The sequence below is a fragment of the Lysinibacillus sp. NPDC097214 genome, assembly GCF_050277945.1.
In the GTDB taxonomy this organism is placed as follows: Bacteria; Bacillota; Bacilli; order Bacillales_A; family Planococcaceae; genus Lysinibacillus; species Lysinibacillus xylanilyticus_B.
Map to the genome: position 1 here is coordinate 295,187 of NZ_JBNNSS010000002.1, position 9,628 is coordinate 304,814.

Consider the following 9,628-nt stretch of genomic DNA (forward strand, 5'->3'; position numbering starts at 1 on the left):
CGACCAATCGATTTTTATCCATTTGTTCCATCCACTTTTGTTATACGGATACCATTGTCAAAAAGTTCCCTTAATCTCAAAATTTCGTATTCTATAACTTTTTTTCCACTATCTGTTATGATATATTCCTTTTTTCGGCCGTCACCATCTAGCGCCTCAATCCATCCTCGCTCGAGTAATGTTTTGATTGCTCCATAAATCGTACCCGCTCCAAGGCGAACTCGACCATTACTCATTTCCTCTACCAGTTGCATGATGCCGTAACCATGCCTAGCATCAAATAACGCTAATAAAATATAATAAACGCCTTCTGTTAAAGGCGGATGTTCTTGCGTCATACAAATCCCCCTTTTTTATATCGTCCAACAATATATCGTCAGCTGATACATTTAAAATATATCAGCTGACGATATAGTTGTCAATGCTATTTTTTCCATAAAAAGTATAAAACCTTTTCATACTCGCAATGTTGAATTAATTCACTTATACCCGAGTGATTTTTCTAGCTCCTCAAGAGATTCTTAGCCTTACCTACGCGTTTCTCCTGGCTACCCGAGTAGCTCTTAATCTTAGCTGGGTGTTTTTTTCGTTACCTAAACGCTATTTATCTTCCATTTTCTGATAAAATTTTATTGCATAAAAAATTTCTCTATGCTAGCATGTAAGTAATTACTTGCACGAAAGGAAGAACTCTATTGTCAACAAAAAGCACCGGAGAACGAATCATTGAAGCTGCCTTACAACTCATTAGTGAAAAGGGCTATACTGCGGCAACAACGAAAGCAATTGCTGAATTAGCAGGGGTCAATGAAGTAACTATTTTTCGCCATTTCGGTAACAAGCGCGGCATTTTGAAATCCATTATTGAGCAATTTTCCTATTTCCCTCTTTTGCAGCAAGAGATCAATAAAAATGTTACATGGGATTTGGAAACGGATTTACTAAATTTCTCTATTAAGCATTTTACCTTTTTAATGTCTATTAAAGATTTTGTAATGATCGGCTTTAAAGAAGCCATGCAGTTTCCTGAAATAAATGAAGAGATTGCTAACATCCCACTTCATATTAAAAACGAGCTCATTCATTACTTTCAGGAAATGCATGAAAGAGGGAAAATTAGAGAAATTGATTTTGAAGCAGCAGCGTTATCTCTTATTGCTGTTAACTTTGGTCATTTCATGTCACGTGCACGCTTAGGAACAATTGTTTCTAATATGCCACCTGAAGAATTATTAAAAACAAGCATTTCAATTTTTTCTAGGGGATTGGCTCCCTAGAAAAAATTTTTCCTATCAATGCAAGTAAGTACTTACTTTTATCGGAGGTTTACTTATGAAAGGTTTACAAGCTTTATTTAAGATTCGAGAAACTTATATTGGCATCGTCATCACAATTGCATTTCAGATCATTTTCTTTTCCGTATGGATGACTGCGTATGATGGTGTCAATGACAGAACAGACAATTTAAAGATTGGACTAATTAGTGAAGATACAGAGATGGGGCAACAAGTAGTAAATGAAATAAAAGGAAAACTTCCATTTACAATAGAAAATTACACCTCTCTAGACAAAGCTGAGCATGAATTAAACCAACGTGATATCAATATGATTATTCATATTCCAAGCGACTTTACAAGTCAATTACAAGCAGGTAAAGAGGCTGAGATCATTTATTCTATTAATCAAGCGAATGCTAGTATCGCAAAAAACATGATGGACGGAGTAGCCAAACAAGTAACAGCGGAAATTAACCACAATATTTATCCTTTACAACAAGGCAAAACTATTGAGGCATTTTCTCAAAAGTTCTCACAGCTACCAATGGAGCAACATACTGCACAACAAATTAATGAAGCTGTTGCTACCACAATAATGAGTGTAAAGGATCGTGCGATAAATTCTACTATTATAAAAACGAATAATGTTGAAGAGTTTGCTGCGAATTTTGTGCCATTGATGGTTATTATTTCGTCATTCGTTGGTGCAATGGTAATGATTATGCAACATCAGCAGGCTGCACAACTTGTACAAGATACAATTTCGAAGTGGCAATTGTTCCTAGCAAGACAGCTTATTAATATTGGTGTTGCCTTTGCCCTTCCGCTATTAACGATTGGCTTAATGCATCTATTTAATATTTCAAGTCATGTAAATTTTTTAACAGTATATCTTTTTCAAGCATTAATGTTCTGGGCTTTCCTCTGCTTAGCACAAGCCTTTATCATCATTTTTGGTAATTTGGGTATGATTTTTAATATTTGCGCTCTTTCTATGCAGCTTGTTACATCAGGTGCTCTTGTTCCACAATCGATGCTATCTGATTTTTACAACAAACTAGCGTCGCTTCTTCCAGCTACTTACGGAGCAGATGGCTATTACACAATTATTTTTGGTGGAAGCACTGATAATTTAATGAGTAATTGTAGCTCGTTAGGAATGATCATTGCTGTAACATTGGCCATGTCTGCTATTGTCGTTGCTTTTAAAAAATCAAAAGTAAAAAGCGAGCAAATAGTCCCTGCTACTGTTCAATAATATTGTCAAAAAAGCGATGTACTAATGACGAGTTAGTACATCGCTGATAGAGTTAAAAAATATGATTAAGGATAACTTTTGGGTATGTTATGGAGCTATAAATGAAGATAATTTCCGTTCCAAGCTAGAGCTATTATATATGCTATGTGTGTCAAAAGTGAATGCTATTGAAACTCAGCATACTATTCATGGGTGACCTTGATAAACCGTCGGTGCAACGACTTAAGCCAGGAACCAGGACAGAACGGATCAGCACTAGATTAAAGCAGCCAGATTATGAAGATCTAAAATGTCTCAAATCCAAGATTATGTTTGGTCTTTTCGATATACTGGAGAAATCCCTAGATCTGATCTAGTACCACTTATCAATGATATATAATTACATAATAATATGAGTGAAGATAATAAAATCGTTTAATTTCGAATGGTGAATAGTTCATAATCGCCCATTTAAATTAACTTAGAATAAACAATCATTGTCAAAGGATTGTGGTAATCATAATACACACTAAAACAACCAAAACCTGTGTAGCTGTTATTACAAGTGGTCCAAGTGAACCTGTCAACAAAAATAAAATCGTTATTGTACCGAATAGCACGAAATAATTTACCCCTTCTTCTATTATATTTCTTAGAATTTAGGGCTTTATTTATCAATTTATTAGAAAAGCAAAAATAACCTCTTAAGGGCAAGACCCAAAGAGGTTAAATAAATTTAATGTCTGTTTTTATTGAGTGTCTTCGTCAACTTTGTACTCCAAAATATCACCTGGTTGACAATCCAAAGTCTTACATATCGCTTCTAATGTTGAAAAACGAACCGCTTTTGCTTTCCCATTTTTCAGAATAGAAAGATTCGCCATAGTAATTCCAACCCTTTCCGAAAGCTCCGTTACGCTCATTTTTCGTTTTGCTAACATCACATCAATATTAATAATAATTGCCATATCATCCACCTCAGACCGTCAAATCATTTTCTGATTTTATATTAATCGCTTCTTGTAGAAGCCGTTGGAGGATAGCAGCAAAAACGGCGATAATCAACGAAGCAAAAATGATGATGAATCCCATTATTCCAATAGGAGGGTCAACTTTTTTTGCTATAAAACGGAAGAGTGGCAAACCTAATACATACAAACCACTGATTATAATCGCACAGCACTTTATGTTCTTTAACGCCTTTACAGATAATTCCGAGAACGCTGTGTTCTCGTCAATGTATCGTAAAAGATTAAAAGCCTGATAGAGAGCAAAGTAAAAAGGCACAGCCGATCCATACATCACTATGAAAATGAGATATTTCATTAGGGAAAAATTTGGATACAATCTTGCTGCGAAATTAGCAATATGGGGTACTAAAAATATACATAAAGCAAGAACTGCAATTCCAGCCAGAAAAATAATTACCTTTAAGAAAGTTGTTGAACCTCGTTTAACATTCATATTAAGCACCTCACTTATTTAATAACATTATAAATTTAACACATCATTTATCGTTTTGCGATAAATTCGCATTGTTTTTAATTACATTATTATTGTTATTTATATATCCATGCGGAAACTTGAGTACTCCTTTAAAACAGTTAACAGCAGTGGAGATAAAACAGAGGATTTCACTGAACCTCCTAAAAGTTTAATATTTACCTCAGTAGAAGGTTCAAAAGGCGGGGCAAAAGTAAGTGAAGATGAAGTTATACAAGTGAATGTAAAATGGGACGAAATTGAAGAGTCATTGGAACTGCATAATAAAAATAAATAAACAGTTGAATTTAGATGATACTGAAGATGGCGATTTGATACGAGTTCTCCGAACAGTTTTTTCAGCAATGCTTTTCCCCTTCAAAAATACGTCTTTACTTTAAATCATTCCCGATCATGGAATAATAAAACTTGGTGTTTGTGCAATGGGGCTTTCGGCAAAAATTTTGTGGTCTGTGCAAAATTTTTTCAGCCCTTGTACCAACAAATATGATTTCCACTCTCTTGTTCTCTTTTAATGCTACCCATTTGATCTTAGATTTTCGGCTCGTTCGGTATGGCAAAAAGCCTTTGGGCACTCAAAACAAAACGCAAAATATCTGTGCTGTGAAAATGGCCCAAAGGCAGTGACAATTCATCTCCGTCGAACATGCAAATCAAATGCATGTTGACCAATAACTAAATAAATATAATTTTATTCTGACAAAAAAATGTATTTTAGAATATCCTATTTGTTATACATATAACAAACACTCAGAGGTCAAAAATCGGAAAATCAACCCCTTTTTTTTGTAGAAGAGCTATACATTAGTATGACACTTCAACCTTTTTATATAACAGTTTTTTGTAATAAAGTGAGATTCACCCACTTTGTTCTACACTTCTAATCAACTCTTCATCACTTTTCACCAATCCGCAAAATAGCCGCAAGTTGTTTATTCAAGGTACTAACGCTATCCACAAAATCTTGGCGATACCATTGAATAATTAGTCCGATGATTGCATTTGCCTGATACGCACTATAATAATCAATAGATATCTCATCATGTGCTTTATTATGGATGGTGATATCCCTTTTTAGCAGAGAGAAAATTCCATCAAATAACATATAATAGTAGGTAAGCGGTACATTTTTTGAAAAAACAATGCGATAGAACATTTTAAAGCGCTCAATATGATGAAAAATACGAATAGTATTAGGATCTATTTGATTTTTATCCATTGTTGTTACTGTACGGTACGGTTCCTCGTAGGAATTATTCAAATCCTCCATAATTTCCTGAAAGTATTCCTCAAATAGCCCTTCCTTTTGCTCGTAGTGCAAATAAAAGGTACCTCTATTCACCTTTGCCACACGACAAATTTCTGCGATTGTAATGTTCTCTAAAGGCTTCTCACTCAGTAAAGTTAGTAAAGCATTATGTAATGCTTGCTTCGTTTTGACAACTCGTAAATCGTTGGCGTTCAAATTTTTTATCCCCTTATTAAACAGATTTTTTTTATATGTTGATTACTGAACAGTTCTTCGTATTTTGCATATTGAAATCGCTTACAAATCCATTATATTATTTTAATGAACACATGTTCAATATCTAACATAATATAACCTAAAAATCACCGGGACAAACGCTGGTGAAAGAACATAATTAATAGGAGGTTTTTGTGATGAGATTAGAAGGTAAAGTAGCAATCGTAACAGGTGCCGCGTCAGGTATGGGTAAAGCAATTGCAGAAGGTTATGCAAAAGAAGGTGCAAAAGTCGTAGTTTCTGATTTAAATATAGAAGGTGCACAAACTGTTGTTGAGGGTATTGAAGCAGCTGGTGGAACAGCAATCGCCGTTCAAACAAATGTCGCTTCAACAGAAGATTTACAACGCTTATTTGATGAAACAAAAAATGCTTTTGGCACATTAGATATTTTAGTGAATAATGCCGGTATTATGGATGGAATGGAGCCTGTTGGTGAAGTTACTGATGAGCGTTGGGACAAAGTATTCGCGGTAAATACAACTGCTGTTATGCGTTCAATGCGTATGGCTACAGAAATTTTCCTTGCTCAAGGACATGGTGTATTTGTGAATAATATTTCTGCTGGTGGTCTTTATGGCGGCCGTGCTGGGGCTGCCTACACCGCTTCTAAGCATGCTGTTGTTGGACTGACAAAAAACACAGCATTCATGTATGCAGATAAAAATATTCGCTGCAATGGTATCGCTCCCGGTGCAGTTATAACAAACATAGCTTCTACCATGACAAACGTGAGTCAAACAGGTGCAGCACGCCAATCACTAGGTATGTCCATTAACCCACGCGCTGGACAACCTGAAGAAATCGCTCAGCTTGCAATATTCCTTGGCTCAGATGAAGCAAGCTTTGTCAACGGACAAGTAATTGCTGCTGATGGTGGTTGGACAGCTTACTAAGTTTCAACATACGAGAAAGCACGCACATGTAAAATTCATTGTGCGTGCTTTCTATCAATTAAAATTCATTTTTATGCTTTTTTGCTGGGAATAAGCATCCTATTAATGCCCCAATTAACGCTGGTAATATCCATCCTAAGCCTATGTCGTAAAAAGGTAAAATATTCGAATAAGCTTTCTCAATCGCATCAAAGATAGTTAATTTCGCCGTAGGAATGCTAACTACTAATGCTTTATAGCCATCAATAACACTAATAAAAATTGTAAAAATCATAGCAACCGCATATACCGTTTGCTTATTTTTAAATAGTGGTGAGCATAATGCAAGGACAATTAAGACAATTGCTATCGGATATAGGAACATCAGCACTGGAATAGCAAACTTAATAATGTTCGTTAATCCGAAGTTGGCAATTGTAAATGACATAACGCACAAGATCAATACAAACCATTTATAGCTGACTTTCGGAAATACCTCATGGAAAAATTCACTACAAGATGTGATTAAACCAATACTTGTCTTTAAACAAGCAAGGACAATAATAACTGCCAATAAAATAGCCCCGAATGATCCAAAATAGTGATCTGCCACTGCGGAAAATATTAACCCACCGTTGTCAAATGTACCAACAGCTCCCATACTTGATGCCCCCATATACGTGATTAAACCGTATATTAACATCATTAATGCCATGGCAAAAATGCCAGATTTCCACGTTGCTTTAGCAATTTCTTTTCTGTCTGTTATTCCTGCACTTTTAATTGCATTAATAACAACAATACCAAAAGCTAGTGAAGCTAACGCATCCATTGTGTTATAGCCTTCTTTAAAGCCTGTCATAAATGCTGAATCAATATAATCCCCCATTGGCTGTTGGAAATGCCCCATCGGTTTGACAATACTAATAATAATTAAAATAAATAACACAATCAGAAATGCTGGTGTTAAATATTTTCCGATATAATCCATAATTTTCGCTGGATTCAATGAGAAATAATAAACGATGGCAAAAAATACAAAGCTAAATAAAGCAAGTAAAAGTGTTGTATGCTCAGCTTGAATATATGGTTCAAAGCCAACAACAAACGGAACTGTCGCTGTACGAGGAATCGCAAAAAAAGGACCGATCGTTAAATAGAGAGCTAGTGAAAAGATGACACCGAATAATGGGTGAACCCGGCTCGCTAAGTCACGCAAACCGTTACTACCTGATAAACCAATAGCTAAAATACCTAGAAAAGGTAAACCGATAGCTGTTACTAAAAATCCAATTAGGCCAAGCCAAAAGTTGGTTCCTGCTAATTGTCCAAGCTGAATTGGAAAAATAAGATTCCCTGCCCCAAAATACAGTCCGAAAAGCATCGTACCAATGACTGCATATGTTGAAAAAGGTATTTTCTGTTGCATTTTGATGAACTCCTTAGATGTATTTAACTATTGCGAACAATTTAAGTGAAGAGATTTTTACTACAATTCCACTATGGTATCAAGCATTTATTTGAAAAACAATAGTTTTTTCTTTTAAAATCGTTAATTGTACAGTTCCTAGCTATAAATAGACAAAACTAAAAGAGCTGTCTGCTGACAGCCCCTTAGTTTGCTACCGACCACTCTATATGATCTAAAAACTTATATACGTCCTCATACACTTTTTCGCGCTCTTTATCTAATGTAATAATATGACCAGAATTTTCATACCAAATAATCTCTTTATCATCTGTTTCCACAGTATTTAAAATGAATGGTGCACTTTCTTGATAAAGCTCATCATCTAATGAACCTTGTAATACTAATGTAGGTGCTTTGATTGTAGATAGTTCATCGCGTGTTTCTGTCGTTAAACGTGTCACACCATCTAAAGAATCCTTTGGTGTAATACGTAATTCATGTAATTCAGAAATAATTTGATCTTTTGATTTATTTTCAAAATGTTTATATAAACGAGCGTAATGATATAAACGTGTAAATAAGCCTTTTGAGTTATCGCGTGTGATTGGTGCACACATGGCAACACATGCTTTCACAGGAAACGTCTCTGCTACTTTTAACGAAAATACGCCGCCAAGTGAAATTCCTACTACCGCGATTTCTTCATAACCATTACTTTTTAGGAAGTTATAACCTTCCACAACATCGTTCCACCAGTCTTCAGGTCTTGTTTCAAGTAACGCTTCTGGCTCTACGCCATGCCCACTATAAATCGGTGCATGAACTGTATAACCACGTTTCGATAAAAATTCACCTAGCTTTTTCACATCTTTTGTGCTACCTGTGAATCCATGCAGTAATAGTACGGCTTTTTTGCCTCCCTCAATTGTTAGAGGTTGTGGCTTTGAAAAATTCATTTTATAATATCCCCTTCACGGAAACTTGTAATTGTGTAATTTATGTGTCTATCTTAACACCCTTTATTCATAATGTACAATTTATAGTTTTTATCATATTAATGTGTTTCATGCATTAATGATGTGAGGTTAATGACTGTTATATAACGCTTTCTGTTACTTTCATTTTTCATTTCTCATTTTAAGAGTAAAGTTTTTTCAAAAAATTTTTATGCCACATTCTCAGGCAGTAATTTATCTGTACTGAAAGCGAAGCGTTAGGTACAAGACTCCACCTCAAAATTCAGCGAAAGCAAAGAAATTAGGTGCGAGAACAACTGCCCATAAATGCCCGATTGGTGAAGACTAATAATCAGTGGGTAAGACCCCCACTGATTAAAGTTTCACTTTATCCCGCATTAACGGGCAGTATTACTGAAAGCGAAGCGTCAGGTACACAACTCACAATTTAAATTTAGTAATAGCAAAGAAATTAGATGCGAGAACAACTGCCCATAAATGCCCGATTGGTGAAGACTAATAATCAGTGGGAAAAACCCCCACTGATTAAAGTTTCACTTTATCCCGCATTAACGGGCAGTAATACTGAAAGCGAAGCGTCAGGTACACAACTCACGCTTTAAATTTAGTAATAGCAAAGAAATTAGATGCGAGAACAACTGCCCGTAAATGCCCGATTGGTGAAGACTAATAATCAGTGAGAAAAACCCCCACTGATTAAAGTTTCACTTTATCCCGCATTAACAGGCAGTAATACTGAAAGCGAAGCGTCAGGTACACAACTCACGCTTTAAATTTAGTAATAGCAAAGAAATTAGATGCGAGAACAACTGCCCGTAAATGC

General features: G+C 35.4%; 10 protein-coding genes. 4 read left to right on the forward strand and 6 right to left on the reverse strand.

Annotated elements, in window-relative coordinates:
* Nucleotides 1–14 precede the first annotated feature (14 nt).
* Nucleotides 15–338, reverse strand: coding sequence for a PadR family transcriptional regulator (locus tag ACQKMI_RS05260; RefSeq protein ID WP_323646465.1), 324 nt, complete (start codon nt 336–338; stop codon nt 15–17).
* Nucleotides 339–695: 357 nt separating this feature from the next.
* On the opposite strand from ACQKMI_RS05260, the gene ACQKMI_RS05265 reads away from it, so the two are divergent.
* Both ACQKMI_RS05265 and ACQKMI_RS05270 read left to right on the forward strand, forming a co-directional pair.
* Nucleotides 696–1,277: a TetR/AcrR family transcriptional regulator gene (locus ACQKMI_RS05265; RefSeq protein WP_427487620.1), complete on the forward strand. Its 582-nt coding sequence runs from the start codon at nt 696–698 to the stop codon at nt 1,275–1,277.
* Between the two features lie 55 nt (nt 1,278–1,332).
* Nucleotides 1,333–2,535 carry a YhgE/Pip domain-containing protein gene (locus ACQKMI_RS05270; protein WP_427487621.1) on the forward strand — a complete coding sequence of 401 codons (1,203 nt, stop codon included), beginning with the start codon at nt 1,333–1,335 and terminating at the stop codon, nt 2,533–2,535.
* Nucleotides 2,536–3,263: 728 nt separating this feature from the next.
* Here the strand turns inward: ACQKMI_RS05270 and ACQKMI_RS05275 are convergent.
* Together ACQKMI_RS05275 and ACQKMI_RS05280 are read right to left on the reverse strand one after the other, a co-directional pair.
* Entirely contained in the window at nt 3,264–3,482 is a 219-nt protein-coding gene (locus ACQKMI_RS05275) for a helix-turn-helix domain-containing protein (RefSeq protein WP_427487622.1), read from the reverse strand.
* Nucleotides 3,483–3,492: 10 nt separating this feature from the next.
* Entirely contained in the window at nt 3,493–3,978 is a 486-nt protein-coding gene (locus tag ACQKMI_RS05280) for a DUF2975 domain-containing protein (RefSeq protein ID WP_427487623.1), read from the reverse strand.
* Between the two features lie 109 nt (nt 3,979–4,087).
* Between ACQKMI_RS05280 and ACQKMI_RS05285 the strand changes: the two genes are divergently transcribed.
* The gene (locus ACQKMI_RS05285) at nt 4,088–4,294 is read left to right on the forward strand and encodes a hypothetical protein (protein ID WP_427487624.1); all 207 of its coding nucleotides are present in this window, start codon (nt 4,088–4,090) and stop codon (nt 4,292–4,294) included.
* Between the two features lie 618 nt (nt 4,295–4,912).
* Here the strand turns inward: ACQKMI_RS05285 and ACQKMI_RS05290 are convergent.
* Entirely contained in the window at nt 4,913–5,482 is a 570-nt protein-coding gene (locus ACQKMI_RS05290) for a TetR/AcrR family transcriptional regulator (RefSeq protein WP_427487625.1), read from the reverse strand.
* Nucleotides 5,483–5,679: 197 nt separating this feature from the next.
* On the opposite strand from ACQKMI_RS05290, the gene ACQKMI_RS05295 reads away from it, so the two are divergent.
* Nucleotides 5,680–6,438: an SDR family oxidoreductase gene (locus tag ACQKMI_RS05295; protein WP_427487626.1), complete on the forward strand. Its 759-nt coding sequence runs from the start codon at nt 5,680–5,682 to the stop codon at nt 6,436–6,438.
* A 58-nt stretch (nt 6,439–6,496) separates the two neighbouring features.
* Here the strand turns inward: ACQKMI_RS05295 and brnQ are convergent, their stop codons facing one another.
* Both brnQ and ACQKMI_RS05305 read right to left on the reverse strand, forming a co-directional pair.
* On the reverse strand, nt 6,497–7,846 hold the full coding sequence (brnQ, locus tag ACQKMI_RS05300) for a branched-chain amino acid transport system II carrier protein (protein WP_427487627.1): 1,350 nt from the start codon (nt 7,844–7,846) through the stop codon (nt 6,497–6,499).
* A 185-nt stretch (nt 7,847–8,031) separates the two neighbouring features.
* Nucleotides 8,032–8,784, reverse strand: a complete 753-nt coding sequence (locus ACQKMI_RS05305; RefSeq protein WP_427487628.1) for an alpha/beta hydrolase — start codon at nt 8,782–8,784, stop codon at nt 8,032–8,034.
* Nucleotides 8,785–9,628 lie beyond the last annotated feature (844 nt).

Bases quoted from the DNA above. Each gene is read 5' to 3' on its own strand.
- ACQKMI_RS05305 (WP_427487628.1), bottom strand. From the start codon at position 8,784: ATGAATTTTTCAAAGCCACAACCTCTAACAATTGAGGGAGGCAAAAAA.
- brnQ (WP_427487627.1), bottom strand. From the start codon at position 7,846: ATGCAACAGAAAATACCTTTTTCAACATATGCAGTCATTGGTACGATG.
- ACQKMI_RS05260 (WP_323646465.1), bottom strand. From the start codon at position 338: ATGACGCAAGAACATCCGCCTTTAACAGAAGGCGTTTATTATATTTTA.
- ACQKMI_RS05270 (WP_427487621.1), top strand. From the start codon at position 1,333: ATGAAAGGTTTACAAGCTTTATTTAAGATTCGAGAAACTTATATTGGC.
- ACQKMI_RS05275 (WP_427487622.1), bottom strand. From the start codon at position 3,482: ATGGCAATTATTATTAATATTGATGTGATGTTAGCAAAACGAAAAATG.
- ACQKMI_RS05295 (WP_427487626.1), top strand. From the start codon at position 5,680: ATGAGATTAGAAGGTAAAGTAGCAATCGTAACAGGTGCCGCGTCAGGT.
- ACQKMI_RS05280 (WP_427487623.1), bottom strand. From the start codon at position 3,978: ATGAATGTTAAACGAGGTTCAACAACTTTCTTAAAGGTAATTATTTTT.
- ACQKMI_RS05285 (WP_427487624.1), top strand. From the start codon at position 4,088: ATGCGGAAACTTGAGTACTCCTTTAAAACAGTTAACAGCAGTGGAGAT.